Source organism: Arthrobacter sp. TmT3-37, from assembly GCF_054510835.1.
On record NZ_JBTNDU010000016.1, the window covers coordinates 65,379 to 79,731 of the forward strand.

Consider the following 14,353-nt stretch of genomic DNA (forward strand, 5'->3'; position numbering starts at 1 on the left):
GGGTACGCCATCGGATCGGTCGTCGCCGCGGAGCGGCGCGCCTCCGGTCGCCGGCGGGGAAGAGGGCATACGTGACACCGCACCCGCCGTCGACCGGCAGGAAATAGCTCCGCTGATTCCCGGGGGCTCTCCCTCGGGCTGGATCCGCGACTCCCTATTCCTCGCCGGCCGCTTCGTCCGGGTGCACACCGCGGCGGAGGACGGCCATTCTGTTCTCCGGTTATCGTGTCGTCACATGGACTTCCCGCCACCCGGATCGGGAAAGGACGCGTCAGCGACTTTCGTTATAGGCGTCGATGATCGATTGTGTGATGCGACCGCGGGAACTCGGGTTGAATCCGTTCTCCTGGGCCCACTGACGGATCTGCTGCGTGTCCTCGCGCTTGGATCGGGAGGAAGCCTTCGGGCTCCCGGCCGACTGCTTCCCCGAACCGGCTTTCCGGCCCTTGTCCACGTAGCCGGAGAGGGCGGAACGTAGCGCATTCGCGTTCTGCTCGGTGAGATCTATTTCATAATTCGTGCCGTCGAGGGCGAAGCGCACCGTTTCCTGCGCTTCTTCCCCACTGAGGTCGTCGACCAATTGGACCTGTACCCGCTGCGCCATCACATTCTCCTGTGTTGTCCGGATGAATTCGTCAGCCCCATATTCCCGACCCTATCCTGCAAACTCGCCGAGAGGAATGAATTGCACGGATGGTGGACGGCAGGTCCATTGTCGACGAGGACCCGACGGCAGGTGCGATCGGCGGGCTCTGCTATTCCCCGCGCCCGGGCGTCCCGCGCTCGTCGATCACCGGGGGCAACCCGAACGCCTCGAACATCTCGGGATACAGGAAATTGTGGTGGCCGACGATCAGTCCCCCATCGGTCTCGATGACCTGGATGGCCCAGGGCTTCCAGAGCCCGGGCTCCACGAGGTGGTAGTTGGCGAACCCGCCTGCGCCGTTGACGTCCAGCGGGAGGAGGCGCCCGCCCTCGCAGACGCTGCCCTCACCCACGAACCAGGCGCGGACATCCGCCGGGCCGGTGAGCCACAGATCGAAGGGCGGCATGGAGAGGACGACGTCGTCGCGCAGGAGCGAGACGAGCACCTCCATGTCGTAGGCCTCGAACGCCCGCAGATACCTGGCGAGCAGGTCCTTGTGCGCCGGATCCTCGAGGGGCATGGAGGTGGTCGGCTCGAAGCCCGCCATGGTCTTGCGGGCACGCTGAAGGGCGCTGTTGATCGAAGCGGTGGTCACCTCCAGCAGGGTGGCGACCTCGACGGCAGACCAGCGCAGGACCTCGCACAGGATCAGGGCGCTGCGCTGCAGTGGCGGCAGGTGCTGCAGCGCAGCCACGAAGGCCAACCGGATCGTGTCACGGGCCTCGGCGACGACGGCGGGATCACCCGAGGTGTCGATCACCCTCTCGTCCCGGATCGGCTGCACGAAGGCGCTCTCCGTGAGGGGTGCGCCGAGCACCGCGTCCGCGGTCCGCGTGGAGGGCCCGAGGTCCATGGGCCGGGCCCGGCGCTGGGGGCTCCGGAGCATGTCGACACAGACGTTGTGCGCGATCCGGAAGAGCCAGGTGCGCACGGCGGACCGCCCGGCGAAGGAGTCCCTGCTGGACCAGGCCTTGATCATGGTCTCCTGCACGGCGTCCTCGGCCTCCGACGCCGCCCCCAGCATCCGGTAGCAGTATCCGGTGAGGTCGCGCCGGGACGCTTCCAGGAGTTCCTCGAACGGCACCCCTTCCCGCTGCATTCCTGGCGTCGTCCCTCGGGCGGTGGCGGGTTGCATGCACTGAGCCTAGCGATGGCTGTCCCTGCGCGGGAGGAGGGCTGCGCAGAAAATTCGGCCGGTATCGATGATTCTCCGGCCTCCGTGGCGTCTACTGGGACACGTTGCCATCACCGACGAACGGAAGCACCTCATGCGCAGACTCACAGCAGGACTCTTCTCCTCCGTGGACGGAGTGGTCGAATCACCCCACCTGTGGCAGTTCGACAGCTTCGACGCGGAACTCGGCGCCGGCATGGGCGAGATGATCGCCAGGGTGGACACCGTGCTGCTCGGCCGCCACGGCTACGAGGAGTGGGCGCAGTACTGGCCCGCAGCGGAAGCCGCCGATCCCTTCGGTGGCTTCATCAACCCGGTCCGGAAGTTCGTCGCATCCCGGACCCTCAGAGGTGACCTGGGCTGGACCAACGCGTCCCTCATGGACGCACCCCTCGAGGAGTTCGTCCGCTCGCTCAAGCAGACGGACGGCGGGGACATCGCCGTGTGCGCCAGCATCTCCCTCGTCCGCCAGCTCCTGTTCGCCGGGTTGCTCGACTCGCTCATGCTCATGATCCATCCCGTGGTGGCGGGCACGGGCCGCCACCTCTTCGAAGCATCCGACCCGGTGACCCGCCTGGAACTGCAGGAGACGACCACCACCAGCAAAGGCAATGTCCTGGCCTCGTACGGGCTCCGCGGCGAATAGGAGGGAAAGACATGTCATTTCAGGCATACCTGGATGCGATCGAAGTGAAGACGGGGCTGACACCGCGCCAGCTGCTCGAGCGGGCGACCGCGCGCGGCCTCGCCACGCCGGGGACGAAGGCCGGGGAGATCGTCGCCTGGCTGAAGGAGGACTACGACCTCGGGCGGGGCCACGCCATGGCCCTGGTGCACGTCATCAGGAACGGCGCGACGATCAGTGGAAAGCATGTGGGCGCCGACGGTGCCCACCGGGACGAGTCGGCGGAGCTGTGGCTCGACGGCAGGGCGACCAGGCCGGCGGGTGAGGCGCCCTGACGCTGCGGCGATCCACCTAGACTTCTGGTCATGGCCGTCCTCATCGATCCGCCGTCCTGGCCCGCCCACGGGACCGTCTTCTCCCACCTGGTCTCGACGTCGTCGCTCGATGAACTGCATGCGTTCGCGGAGGCGGCGGGCATCCCGCGCCGGGCCTTCGACGAGGACCACTACGACGTTCCCGCGCGGCGCCATCGGGACCTCGTCCTCCGGGGAGCGCGGGAGGTCAGCGGGACGGAACTGGTGCGTGCGCTCATCGCGAGCGGGCTGCGGATCCCCGCCCGGCAACGGGCGCCCCGGCTCCGAGCCGCCCTGGCGTCCCGCTGGGAGTCGCTCCTGCCGGCGCAACCAGCCCTGGGTCGGGAACTGCTCGACCGATGGAGTGAGCCGCACCGGAAGTACCACACCCCCACCCATCTGATCGCCGTCCTCGAGGCGCTGGACGTCCTGATGGAACCGGCCGACGCGCTCCTGCGCCGGTCCGTGCTGCTCGCCGCCTGGTTCCACGACGCCGTGTACGAGGGATCGGCGGGGACGGACGAACAGGCGTCCGCACACCTCGCCGTCGAACGCCTCCGGGAACCGCTGGGCACGTCGGCGGCGCGGGAGGTCGGGCGCCTGGTCCTGGTCACCGTGGCACACGATCCGGCCCCCGACGACCGTTCCGGCCAGCTGCTCTGCGATGCGGACCTCTCGGTGCTCGCGAGCCCTCCCGAGGCCTACGCCCGCTACACCAACGCCGTCCGGCAGGAGTACGCGCATATTCCCGATGATGCATTCACAACGGGGAGGCGGGCCGTGCTGCTGCGGCTGCTGGCCCTCGACCCGCTGTACCGCACGGCTGCAGCGCAGGGCCACTGGGCGGAGCGCGCGCAGCGGAACCTGATGCAGGAACTCGAGTCCCTGGTGTAGCCACGGGATGCCTCCTCCGGAGCACGGGTCTAGGATCGCCGCATGGACCCGATCGGCGCGGCACTGGCAGAACTGCAGGAACCGGACCGGACCTGCCTGCAGCGCATCATCGACATCGCCCGGTCCGCCCGTCCCGAGGCCGAGGCGGGCCGGAGCTACGGCCTCCCGGCCCTCCTGCTCCAGGGGAAACCGCTGGTCGGCGTCGGCGCTGCCGCGAACCACCTCTCGCTCCATCCTTTCTCTCCCGCGGTGGTCGAGGCCGTAGCGCCGTCGCTCGGTGGGTTCTCACTGTCGAAGGGGACCATCCGGTTCTCCGCGGCGCGGCCGGTGCCCGACGATGTCGTGCGGGAGATCGTGCGCCTGCGGAGCATCGAGATCACAGGGCCGTAGGGCGGGGCGCAGGACCCGTAACCGGTCGGGCCGCAGCGGGGCGTCGAAGCCGTCGTGGCCTCGCGCTCCGGTCACGGTTCGGCGCGAATTCCGGCGGTTCCATGGCCTTCCGGAAGGCAGCGGCCGAAGATGAGGCATGACGTGGTCGACAAGGCTGGGCGTCGTGGCCCTCGCAGCGGTGTTCCTCTCGGCGTGTGCGACACCGGGTGCTCCGCCGGGGCAGCCATCGGCTGCCGATCCCGGCGCGACCGGACCAGCGGACGCACCGCTGACGGCTGCACCCGCCGCGCCCGGGGCGGTCATCGGCCAGGGCACGGTCCTCCAGGTCGCGGACGCACCACCGCAGTTCTGCCTCGGCGGCGTGATGGAGTCCTACCCGCCCCAGTGCAGCGGACCCCCGATCGAGAACTGGGACTGGTCCCTGGCGCCGCAGGCCGAGTCGGCGTCGGGCGTGACCTGGGGCGCGTATGCGGTGACGGGCACCTGGAACGGCGCGGTGTTCACGCGGACCGGAGAGCCGATCCCCCTGTCCCTCTACGACGCCCTGCCCGTCGAGGACCCGCGTCTCGCCGAGGGTCGGCAGGGCCCTGCGAGCCCGGACGAGCTCGAGCGGATCCAGCAGGAGATCCTCGGGACCGGTGGGTTGCCCGTACTGGGTGGTGACCTGCACGACGGTTACCTCACGGTGACGGTGGTGTACGACGACGGCTCCGTCCAGACGCGGATGGACGCCGAGTACGGGGCGGATGTCGTCGTCGTGCTGTCCGCACTGCGGCCGCCTGCGTGACCGGACCGCCCAGCATCGGGGCGCGGGGTCGTCCAGTGCAGAAAAAGTCCTGCACGAAGCGCCACCCGGGTGCCAGAATGGACGGAGCAAGGATGCCCGGCAGGCGCCGGAGCTTCCATGGGCGGTCAGGAAGCCGGCTGCCGGAGGAACCCTGCCGCGCTGCCCGTCGGGTGGTGGACACCGAGCGGCTTCCCGCCCCCGTCCGGGCCGCCCGAAGGAATCCCCCTATGCAAGGCTTGTGTACCGCCACCGCGATGAGGCACGCGGACCTGTCCCTGGCGATCGTCTGGGACCACTTCCTGAACATGGGAGGTTCGATCGGCCGGTTCGAGGTCGATGCCTACCTCCACGGTCTGATGGTCCTGCCGGCCGACGATCGCGACTGCGTCTCCCAGGCCGTCAACGAACTGATCGACGACCTGGCGATGTTCGGTTCCGACTCCTGCTGCCGCGCTCCCTACAGCGGCTCCGGCCCAGCGGGCGTCCACACCTTCCGGACCTGCTCGGCGACGGCACGCGGGCGGGCGGTCGCCGCCGTCGAGGGCACCAACCGGCCTACCGGTCCTGCAGGGCGTCGAGCGCAACAGCCATCGCCGCAGCAACCCGCCCGTCAAGCCGTGCGCCGGGAACGGTGACCAGGTACCTGTCGCGGAGGGACTGGCCGCGCTCCGAGCTCAGCAGGAGCGTGCCTGCCGGATCCAGGAAGTCGAAGTGGAACCTGAACGGTGACGGCAGGGAGTCGAGGACCGGCAGCATCTCCCAGAGCCGCCGGCCGAGGGCCACTCCGACGCTGCGCTCGCTGCCCGTCGCCTGGATGCCGGAGGCCTCGAGGTGCCAGGTGGAGCGCAGCAGGGATGCGCCGAAGTCCTTGCGGAAGCTGCCGATGGGCCGCCCGTCCGCGTCCAGGACGTCATAGGTCGCGCCGATGTCCAGCCGCTGCCGGGCCCGGAAGGAGAACAGGGGAAGCCGCCGCGACTCGTCCTGGTAGAAGGTGACCTGCTCCCTGAAGGCGGCGCGCTTCTGCTGGGCGAAGGCCAGCAGGTCGCCGGGACGGCCGTCCGCACCGGCCGTCCGTATCTCGTAGCGGTTCACCAGAAAGGTCACCTTCTGCGTGACCGTGAAGCGCTCCACGCCGTATGCCAGATCCATGCCGCCCTGTCCTCGTCGGTCCGGGTCCCGCACGGGTGGCGGGACGGGTCCTCCGAGACTAACCAGTGGTGCGCCGGTGCACGTCGTCCCCAGGGTGGACACGCCCGTCGGCGCCAGGGGTGTGCGGGTCCAGCGGCCGGCGTCCGACGACGACGGTGGCGCCGGTCTCCTCGAGGGTGCAGGGCCACGCCTGGTAACCCCCGTCCTCGAGCAGGCGCACGCAGTGCTGCTCCTGGTCCTCCCCGACCTCGAACAGCAGGTGCCCACCCGGTGTCAGCCACTGCCGGGCCTCCCGGACGACCCTCCGCTGGACCGCCATGCCGTCGCGTCCGCCGTCGAGGCTGGCCAGGGGTTCGTGCACCCTCGCCTCGGCCGGAAGGGTCTGCACCCGCGCGGACGGCACGTAGGGGGAATTGCAGAGCAGGGTGTCGACGGAGCCCTTCAGGGTCAGGGGAAGCGGATCGAACAGGTTGCCCACGTAGAGCTCCGCGTCCCAGCGGGCGAGATTGCGGCGAGCCAGGTCGACGGCGGCACACGAGATGTCGGCTGCGTGCAGGCGCACGTCCCCGACGGCGTCGGCGAGCGCGGCCCCGAGCGCCCCGCACCCGCAGCAGAGGTCGAGGACCGTAGCGCCGGCCGCCGTCAGCTCGACGGCGCACGCCACGAGGAACGCGGACCGCTGGCGCGGCACGAACACGCCCGGGCCCACCTCCAGCCTCAGCCCCCGGAAGTCCACCCAGCCCAGGATGTGCTCGAGCGGGAAGCCGGCCAGGCGCTTGTCCAGCATGGCTGCCAGGACCTCGTCCGTTGCACCGCTCCCGGCGAGCAGGCGGGCCTCGTCCTCCGCGAACACGCATCCTGCCGAGCGCAGCCGCACCGTCAGTTCCGCCTCGGTGGGGCGGGTTCCGACGCGGGTCGGGGCGGAGTGCTGCATGGAACGGCCCTTCGGCGGAGGCGGCCTGGCACCACGAGGATAACGGGGATCAGGTGTCGGTGTCGCTGTGTGCCATCGCCACGGGCTTGGACTCCACGCTGCCCCGCTCGCGCAGGTAGACCGAGGCGCCCACCATCACGGCGATGACCATGAATTCGCTCTGCCAGTTCTGGAACGACTCGAACCAGAACCTCGAGGTTGCCAGATAGCCGAGCACCGACACCCCGGGCTGCCCGTGGCTTGCCTGCTCGTCGTTGTACGCCTCGCTGCCGCCGACCGCGTGCAGGAGGAAGGATGCCGCGAAGAGTGCGAAGAACAGGATGGACAGCGAGTGTTCATAGAGCGTGAGGGCCAGTCCTCCGCGCCGGACGGGCCACGGGGCGTCCTTGTCGCCTGCCGCATCCTGCGGGTCGTCGTCCTGCGGTTCGTGCTTGTCCGGCAGCTTCGATTCCGAGGAACCCCGCTGGAAGAGGTAGGCCGTGAGCACCACGTACATGCCCATCTGGAGGAACTCCGACTCCCAGTTCTCGAAGGTGGCCTCGAGGAAATCACCCGTCGCGAGGAATCCGGCCGGTGTCACGGTCGGTTCGCCGTGCGTGAGTTGTTCCTCGTTGTAGTGGAGCACCCCACTGAGCACCATCCCGACGAACGAGAACAGGAACAGTGCGAGGTTCGCGAGCAGGAGCCCGTGATCCCTCATCCAATGCTTCATCGTGGCACCCGTCCTTCCGATCGATCCCGCGCAGTCCGCGTCACTTCAACGCTAGGAAAGGCGGCGACGGGGCGGCAAGCGGAACCCGGGCGGCATCCGCGGTTGCATCGGCGCCGTTCCCGTGGGCTCCGGCTGGTGTCTTCCCGGGGAGGGCGGCGCCAGGGATAGTCTGACGGCATGCAACGCGTCGCGGTGATCTCGGACCTGCACGGGAACGTCACCGCCTTCACGGCCGTCCTGGAGGACCTCCGGCGGCGCGGCATCACCACCGTCTACAACCTGGGTGATGTGGCAGGGAAGGGGCCGCGCGGTTCCGAGTGCGTGCGCCTGAGCCGGCTGCACTGCGCCGTGACGGTGCGTGGGAACTGGGACGACTTCCTGCCGAGCGGGACGCCCGAGTGGCGGGACGAGGCAGGGTGGTGGTGGCACCACGAGCTGACGGCGGAGGACCGCCGGTGGCTGCAGGCCCTTCCGCTCGTCCACGACATCACCTTGAGCGGCCGCCGCATCCGGATGTTCCACGCCTCTGCACGGAGCGTCTACCACCGGGTCCACGCAGGGCACAGCGACGAGGACTTCGAGGGCATGTTCGCGGCGACCGGACTGACCGGGAGTGGACCCCTGCCGGACGTGGTCTGCTACGGCGACATCCATGACGCGTTCGTGTCGACCAACCGGAGCCGCACGCTGGTGAACGTCGGCAGCGTGGGGAATCCACTCGACCAGCCGCAGGCGTCGTACGTGATCCTCGAGGGCGAGTCCGACGGCGGTCGCGACGATCCGTTCGGCATCCAGTTCGTGCGGGTCGCCTACGACGTCGAGGCGGAGATCGCCGTCGCCGCCGAGCTCGGGATGCCGGCCCTCCAGGCCTACGCCATCGAGCTGCGGACGGCCGTCTACCGGGGGCAGCACGCGCGGCTCGGGATGCTGGACGGGGGGCAAGCGTCCGGTCGGGGGCCGGCTGCTTGACCCCTGACCGACGCCCCATGTCCGTGCAAGCACATCGATGTATTCAACGTCAGTCCGCGGACACGTCCGGGCCATTTGCTGCGTATGTCCAGTGTGCGCCGTACTCCTCAAGGTGCGGGGTGAGCTCCCTCAAGATCGCCTCAGGTTGACAGTCGGGCCGGTGGCCGGAGGAGGGCCGTGCTCCAGCATCCCCGCCATTGGGTATGATTTCTCTGGCCGTTTAGCAGCAGGCGGCCCACCACCTTCCTCTTGCCCAGCATCGCGCGTCGACCGGGGCGGGGTTGATGCAAAGGTTTGCCGTTGGCCGATCACGAGAAAGAGAAGAGTCCTGTGTTCCCGGGCCTGCTGCAGGACATGGTCCTCGACAGCGACGACGTGGAGGAGTTCCTGACCAAGCTGGTCAAGGTCGCAGGCCACACGCTGTCCGCCGAGGACGACGAGGTCCTGTGCGGCGTGACCCTTCTCCGTGCCCGCACCAAGACGACGGTTGCGAGCAACAGTCCGGACGCGCAGAAGATGGACGAGGTCCAGTACGAGTACAACGACGGACCGTGCCTGCGGGCCGCCCGCCTCGGCGTCGTCCACTACGTCTCCGACTTCGACACCGAGGAGCGCTTCCCCGAGTACAGCCGGGCGATCAGCGACCACGGCATCAAGTCCGCCCTCGGGGTGCCCATCCGGCTGGAGGGTGATGCAACGGCCGCGCTCAATTTCTACTCGCCGCTCACCGACGCGTTCACGGAGAGGGCGATCGAGGCCGCCGAGAGGTTCGCCGCGGAGGTGTCCGCGTCCCTCAGGCTCGCGGTGCGTATAGCGAGCCTGACCGAGTCCAGCGCCGACATGCGAGCGGCCATGGAGAGCAGGACGACCATCGACCTCGCCGTCGGCGTCATCATGGGGCAGAACAGGTGCTCCCAGGATGCTGCCATGTCGATCCTCAAAGCGGCATCCAGTGCGAGGAACATCAAGCTGCGGGACGTGGCGGCCTCCGTCCTGCAGTCGCTCGGACAGGGGCCCGCCAGGACACACTTCGAGTAGGGCGCACTCCAAGGGGAACGGGGAGCAATGGACGAGCGGAACCGGCGCGGGCGGATCGCCGACGCGTTCCAGCGCGCAGGCATGTCGGTCGCCGAGGCGTGGATCCAGTACTTCGCGCTGGGTGGCTCCCTCTCGGAGCTGGAGATCGACGCCTATCTCCGCGGGTCGGCGGATCTCCCGCCCCTCGAGTCCGACCTCCTCGCCGAGGCTGCGCGGGAGGCGTCCGGGCAGGGCGCCGCACAGGAGATCGGGCCGTCCGCCGGGACGGAGCTGCCGGGTGGCCAGGAGCTGGAGCTCATCCGCCAGTTGGGAGCGGCAGGATCGGTCCTCCTCGACGCCGGGACGGCGGAGCGGGAGCGGCTCCGGTCCCTGGCCGGAGTTCACCTCCTCGACACCCCGCCCGAAGAGCGGTTCGACCGCATCACCCGTCGGGCCGCCGAGCGGTTCGGCTGCGAGGTGGCGACGCTGGCACTGATCGCGGACCACCGGCAGTTCATCAAGTCCGCGGTGGGCAAGGCGAATCAGGACCTCGAGCGGACACAGGCCTTCTGCGATGCCACGATCCGGTCCGCCGGGCCCCTCGTCCTGCCCGATACCGTGCAGGACGAGCGTTTCCGCTCGCACCCCTTCGTCGCCGGTGAACCGCACATCCGGTTCTACGCCGGGTATCCCCTCCGCGGCCCGGGAGGATGGCTGATCGGGACACTCTGCGTCATGTCCACCTCGCCACGCCTCTTCCCGGGACAGGACCTCGAGGACCTCGAGTCCCTCGCCCAGGAGATGCAGCACGAGGTGTATCCGGGCTGGAGGGCGTGGAGCCTCCTCTGAGGTGTCAGCCCTCCGCAGCGGGCCGATCCGTGAGCTGCACGTCAACGCTCCGCGTCTCCGAACCCCGCCGGGTCTCCACGGCTACCGTCTCCCCGGGATCCCGCCGGCGCAGCGCCGAGAGGAGATCCTCGGGCGCCGACAGCTCCTCGTCCCCGATCCGGGTGAGGATGTCACCCGGCCGGATGCCCGCGTCGTCGGCCGGTCCTCCCTCGGACACGGACAGGACCACCACCCCCGTGGTGTCCTGCAGGTCCAACTGCTCGGCGATCTGGGGCGTGATCGCGCCCGGCGCCAGGCCCATGAAGGCGTGTTCCGCCGTTCCGTCCTCCCGGAGCTCCTCGGCCACCTCCGTGGCGGTCGGGGCGGGGATCGCGAAGCCGAGGGCGACGGCGCCCTGTGCGGGCGGGATGTAGGCCTCGCTGATGCCGATGATCTCGCCGCGGCCGTTCACGACGGCGCCACCGGAGTTGCCCGGGCTGATGGCGGCGTCGGTCTGGATGAGGTCGACGAGCGACTGGCTGGTCGATGCGGACCCCGGGATCTCCCGGTGCAGGCCGGAGATGATGCCCGATGTCGCGGTGTTCTCGAACCCGAGGGGGGACCCGATGACGACGGCGAGTTCACCGATGCGCGGCAGCCCGGACTGGAAGGTCGCTGCCGGCAGATCCGCGCGGTCGGCCCGCACGAGTGCGAGGTCGGACACCGCGTCGGTCGCCTCCACGGTCCCCGACACCCGCTGTCCGTCGGCGAAGGCGACCTCGACGTCGTCGTTGCCGCGGACAACGTGTTCGTTGGTGAGGATCAGGCCGTCCTCGGTGTAGATCACGCCGCTGCCCAGGCCGCCCTCGGTGAAGATGGTGACCACCGACGGCTGTACCGCGTCGACGATGTCCGGGATGCTCAGGTCCTCCTGCTGCCCGCCCGAGTCCCCGGACGAGCTGTCCGACGAGCTGTCGGTCGCACCCCCGCCCTGCACCTGGGCGGGCGCGCTCGATGCGGGGTCGGGAGTGCCGGTATCGGTGCAGGCCGTCACGGCGAGCAGGAGGGCGAGGGTCAACGGGACCGCCGACGTGCGGATCCTGGTCTTCGGCATCATGGTGGCGTCCTCCTCGGATGGCCGGCTGTCCGGACAGCAGTGCGGCCGGGACGCGCGGTGTGCGCGTTCCGGGTGATTAGACCGTACGAAGGCCGGCCTGCGGCGGACAAGGAGGAAAAAAGGACCGCCGGGGCTGGACAGGGCGACCGGGGGAGCGTCCCGCGCAGCGGGCGGTCAGGACCGTCCTTCGTCGTCGCGGTCGTGCCGGCGCAGGGGATGGTCGCGCCATGCGTCCCGGTCCGATGGCTCCGGCCCGTAGCCGGGGCGCAGCAGCGGCTCGTCCGGGTCGTCCTCCGGATGGGACTTCCGTGGAGCTCCCCTGCGGTGCGTGAGCCAGTAGCCCCGGCCGATGCATGCGGCTGCGGCGAGGATGATGAGCAGGCCGATGGCCAGGAGCAGGGGAGCCTCGGCCGGCACCGGCGTGCCCGTCGACTCCGCCCGGGCGAAGTCCGAGACGGCCTGGGGCACGAAGAGGGTGCTGATGAACAGCAGGACCAGTCCTGCCAGGTACTGCCTGGTGCCGAGTTTCATGACTCCCCTGTGGCTGGGCGGTTCGGGCCGTTCCAGCTTAGGCCCTGCGGCCCCTCGGCCTACGCTGGGACGGTGCACGAGACCCTCCCCAGCAACCGTCAGCTCAGCCGCAGTATCCTGCGGCTCGCCGTGCCGGCGCTCGGTGCCCTCATCGCCGAGCCGCTCTTCCTGCTCGCCGACTCCGCGATCGTCGGGCATCTCGGCGTCGACGAGCTCGCCGGTGTGGGCCTCGCATCCACGGTGCTGCAGACCGCCGTCGGACTCATGGTCTTCCTCGCGTACTCGACCACTCCCGCCGTCGCCCGTCTCCTCGGTGCGGGCCGTCTGCCCGAGGCGCTCGCTGCAGGGCGCGACGGCGTGGGTCTCGCCGTCGCGCTCGGGGTCCTGCTCTCCGCCGCGGGCTGGGCCGCCGCCCCCGGGCTCGCCTCCCTGCTGGGTGCCGACGGCGCCGTCCACGTCTTCGCGGTCGACTACCTCCGCTGGTCGATGCCGGGGCTGACGGCCATGCTCGTGGTGCTCGCCGCCACCGGGGTGCTGCGCGGGCTGCAGGACACGCGCACGCCGCTGGTCGTCGCGGGCGCGGGCTTCGGGGTCAACATCGTCCTCAACTACCTGCTCGTGTACGGCGCGGGGATGTCGGTCGCCGGCTCCGCGCTGGGGACCAGCCTCGCCCAGTGGGGGATGGCGGCCGTGTACCTCGTGATGATCGTGCGTGCCTCCCGTCGGGAGCAGGTCTCCCTGAAGCCGTCCCTCCGCGGCATCCGCAGCACGGCGAGCGTCGGTTCGTGGCTCATGCTGCGTACGCTGTCCCTACGCGTGGCGATCCTCGCCACCGTCCTCGTCGCGACCGCGCAGGGTCCCCTCAGCCTCGCCTCGCACCAGCTCGTCATGACGGTCTTCACCTTCCTCGCCTTCGCGCTCGACGCCCTCGCCATCGCCGCGCAGGCACTGATCGGCAAGGAGCTGGGGTCGGGGAACCGGCCGCTGGCCCGTGCACTGACGCGGCGGATGATCACGTGGGGGGTGGGCTTCGGCGTTGTCACGGGAGGCCTGCTCGCGGCCGTGGCTCCCTTCGTCGGGTGGATCTTCACCACCGACCCGGCCGTCCAGTCCGCCTTCGCGGCGGGCTTGTGGGTGCTCGCCGCGTCCCAGCCGGTCTGCGGCTTCGTGTTCGTGCTCGACGGCGTCCTCATCGGCGCAGGCGACGCCCGGTACCTTGCCACGGCCGGCGTCGTGAACCTCGTCGCCTACCTGCCGCTGCTGGCTCTTGTCGGCAGGGCGGAGCTGTCGGGCGGCGAGGGGATCGTGTGGCTGTGGCTCGCCTTCGGCATCGGCTACATGCTCGCGCGCGCGGCGACGCTGGGCTGGCGCGTCCGGGACGACCGCTGGATGGTCACCGGGGCGACGCGCCGCGGGGCGGAACGGGCCGGGTAGACGCTACGGCCCGCCTCGGGCAGGACGGGACTCCCGGCTCAGAGGTCGCCCAGTTCGTGCCACACCTCCAGAACGACGGCCCGCGCGTACTCCTCCGCCAGGTCCTCGTTCCGGTCGGCGATGGCGCGGGCGACGCCTTCGTGGTTGTCGAACGAGACGGGCGCCGGATCGGCCGGCGAGAGGCCGAGGTCTGTGCGGCCAGCGAGCACCTCCGTCACGATCCCGTGCAGGGACGCCATCATGTCGTTGCCGCTCGCCGCCAGCAGCAGTGCATGGAAGGCGATGTCGGCGTCGAGGTAGGGCTGCTCGTGCCCCCGGCCCGCCTCGCCGAGCACCCGCAGGCGGGTGGCGAGCTCGATCAGTTCGGCGGCGGTCTCGGGCGTCGCCCTGCTCGCGGCCAGGCGGGCGGCTGTCGGTTCGAGGGCGAGCCGCATCTCCGTCAGTCGGTGCAACTGGGTGACGCGTTCCGGTCCCAGGAGCCGCCAGCGGATCAGCTGGGGGTCCAGGACGTTCCAGGCGGCGACCGGGAGGACGGTGACGCCGACCCGCCGACGGGATTCGACCATGCCCATCGACTCGAGGATCCGCACGACCTCGCGGATGACGGTCCTGGACACTCCGGCCTCGTCCTCCAGCCGTGCGAGCGTGATGACGCTCCCCGCCGGCCGGACGCCCTGGGCGATCTCGCTGCCCAGGCGCTCGAGGACGGCGTTGTGCAGCACGGGAGCAGGTGCGGGTGAGGGACTACTGCGCGTCAAAGATGTGATCTTTCTTGCTTCGAGCGTGATGTGCG

At 70.0% G+C, this 14,353-nt stretch carries 18 protein-coding genes; 10 read left to right on the plus strand and 8 right to left on the minus strand.

Annotation, left to right across the window (positions count from 1 at the left end):
• Positions 1–271: 271 nt before the first annotated feature.
• Both ACX80U_RS16175 and ACX80U_RS16180 read right to left on the minus strand, forming a co-directional pair.
• On the minus strand, positions 272–604 hold the full coding sequence (locus ACX80U_RS16175; protein ID WP_459269161.1) for a histone-like nucleoid-structuring protein Lsr2: 333 nt from the start codon (positions 602–604) through the stop codon (positions 272–274).
• Positions 605–755: 151 nt separating this feature from the next.
• Positions 756–1,781 carry a sigma-70 family RNA polymerase sigma factor gene (locus ACX80U_RS16180; protein ID WP_459269162.1) on the minus strand — a complete coding sequence of 342 codons (1,026 nt, stop codon included), beginning with the start codon at positions 1,779–1,781 and terminating at the stop codon, positions 756–758.
• Between the two features lie 133 nt (positions 1,782–1,914).
• On the opposite strand from ACX80U_RS16180, the gene ACX80U_RS16185 reads away from it, so the two are divergent.
• The 6 genes from ACX80U_RS16185 to ACX80U_RS16210 all read left to right on the plus strand — a co-directional run bounded on the left by ACX80U_RS16185 (position 1,915) and on the right by ACX80U_RS16210 (position 5,504).
• Positions 1,915–2,466, plus strand: coding sequence for a dihydrofolate reductase family protein (locus tag ACX80U_RS16185; protein ID WP_208739281.1), 552 nt, complete (start codon positions 1,915–1,917; stop codon positions 2,464–2,466).
• An 11-nt stretch (positions 2,467–2,477) separates the two neighbouring features.
• The gene (locus tag ACX80U_RS16190; protein WP_133079939.1) at positions 2,478–2,780 is read left to right on the plus strand and encodes a DUF4287 domain-containing protein; all 303 of its coding nucleotides are present in this window, start codon (positions 2,478–2,480) and stop codon (positions 2,778–2,780) included.
• A 30-nt stretch (positions 2,781–2,810) separates the two neighbouring features.
• On the plus strand, positions 2,811–3,692 hold the full coding sequence (locus tag ACX80U_RS16195) for a DUF4031 domain-containing protein (protein ID WP_459269163.1): 882 nt from the start codon (positions 2,811–2,813) through the stop codon (positions 3,690–3,692).
• Positions 3,693–3,734: 42 nt separating this feature from the next.
• On the plus strand, positions 3,735–4,082 hold the full coding sequence (locus tag ACX80U_RS16200) for an iron chaperone (RefSeq protein ID WP_459269164.1): 348 nt from the start codon (positions 3,735–3,737) through the stop codon (positions 4,080–4,082).
• A 136-nt stretch (positions 4,083–4,218) separates the two neighbouring features.
• Entirely contained in the window at positions 4,219–4,869 is a 651-nt protein-coding gene (locus tag ACX80U_RS16205; protein WP_459269165.1) for a hypothetical protein, read from the plus strand.
• A gap of 254 nt (positions 4,870–5,123) precedes the next feature.
• The gene (locus ACX80U_RS16210; protein WP_459269166.1) at positions 5,124–5,504 is read left to right on the plus strand and encodes a hypothetical protein; all 381 of its coding nucleotides are present in this window, start codon (positions 5,124–5,126) and stop codon (positions 5,502–5,504) included.
• On the opposite strand, the gene ACX80U_RS16215 is transcribed toward ACX80U_RS16210, so the two are convergent.
• Genes ACX80U_RS16215 through ACX80U_RS16225 form a run of 3 tightly spaced genes read right to left on the minus strand, consistent with a single transcriptional unit; the run spans position 5,425 to position 7,664 of the window.
• A complete protein-coding gene (locus ACX80U_RS16215) occupies positions 5,425–6,018 on the minus strand; it encodes an LURP-one-related/scramblase family protein (RefSeq protein WP_459269167.1) in 594 nt (197 codons plus the stop codon). The genes ACX80U_RS16210 and ACX80U_RS16215 overlap by 80 nt on opposite strands.
• A 58-nt stretch (positions 6,019–6,076) precedes the next feature.
• Complete coding sequence (locus ACX80U_RS16220; RefSeq protein WP_459269168.1) at positions 6,077–6,952, minus strand: putative protein N(5)-glutamine methyltransferase; 876 nt, start codon at positions 6,950–6,952, stop codon at positions 6,077–6,079.
• A 49-nt stretch (positions 6,953–7,001) separates the two neighbouring features.
• Positions 7,002–7,664 (minus strand): DUF6766 family protein, encoded by a 663-nt coding sequence (locus ACX80U_RS16225; RefSeq protein ID WP_208740316.1) that lies wholly within the window; start codon positions 7,662–7,664, stop codon positions 7,002–7,004.
• Between the two features lie 177 nt (positions 7,665–7,841).
• On the opposite strand from ACX80U_RS16225, the gene ACX80U_RS16230 reads away from it, so the two are divergent.
• The 3 genes from ACX80U_RS16230 to ACX80U_RS16240 all read left to right on the plus strand — a co-directional run bounded on the left by ACX80U_RS16230 (position 7,842) and on the right by ACX80U_RS16240 (position 10,499).
• Entirely contained in the window at positions 7,842–8,633 is a 792-nt protein-coding gene (locus ACX80U_RS16230; protein ID WP_459269169.1) for a metallophosphoesterase family protein, read from the plus strand.
• Positions 8,634–8,933: 300 nt separating this feature from the next.
• Entirely contained in the window at positions 8,934–9,671 is a 738-nt protein-coding gene (locus tag ACX80U_RS16235; protein ID WP_459269170.1) for a GAF and ANTAR domain-containing protein, read from the plus strand.
• A 27-nt stretch (positions 9,672–9,698) separates the two neighbouring features.
• Positions 9,699–10,499 carry a GAF domain-containing protein gene (locus tag ACX80U_RS16240; protein WP_459269171.1) on the plus strand — a complete coding sequence of 267 codons (801 nt, stop codon included), beginning with the start codon at positions 9,699–9,701 and terminating at the stop codon, positions 10,497–10,499.
• A 4-nt stretch (positions 10,500–10,503) separates the two neighbouring features.
• Here the strand turns inward: ACX80U_RS16240 and ACX80U_RS16245 are convergent, their stop codons facing one another.
• Together ACX80U_RS16245 and ACX80U_RS16250 are read right to left on the minus strand one after the other, a co-directional pair.
• The gene (locus tag ACX80U_RS16245) at positions 10,504–11,595 is read right to left on the minus strand and encodes a S1C family serine protease (protein WP_459269172.1); all 1,092 of its coding nucleotides are present in this window, start codon (positions 11,593–11,595) and stop codon (positions 10,504–10,506) included.
• 174 nt (positions 11,596–11,769) lie between these two features.
• Positions 11,770–12,126, minus strand: coding sequence for a hypothetical protein (locus tag ACX80U_RS16250; RefSeq protein ID WP_459269173.1), 357 nt, complete (start codon positions 12,124–12,126; stop codon positions 11,770–11,772).
• Between the two features lie 72 nt (positions 12,127–12,198).
• Here ACX80U_RS16250 and ACX80U_RS16255 point away from each other — a divergent pair, with 72 nt between their 5' ends.
• Positions 12,199–13,560 carry an MATE family efflux transporter gene (locus ACX80U_RS16255; protein ID WP_459269174.1) on the plus strand — a complete coding sequence of 454 codons (1,362 nt, stop codon included), beginning with the start codon at positions 12,199–12,201 and terminating at the stop codon, positions 13,558–13,560.
• A 38-nt stretch (positions 13,561–13,598) separates the two neighbouring features.
• Here the strand turns inward: ACX80U_RS16255 and ACX80U_RS16260 are convergent, their stop codons facing one another.
• Positions 13,599–14,318, minus strand: a complete 720-nt coding sequence (locus ACX80U_RS16260; protein ID WP_459269175.1) for a FadR/GntR family transcriptional regulator — start codon at positions 14,316–14,318, stop codon at positions 13,599–13,601.
• Positions 14,319–14,353: the final 35 nt, after the last annotated feature.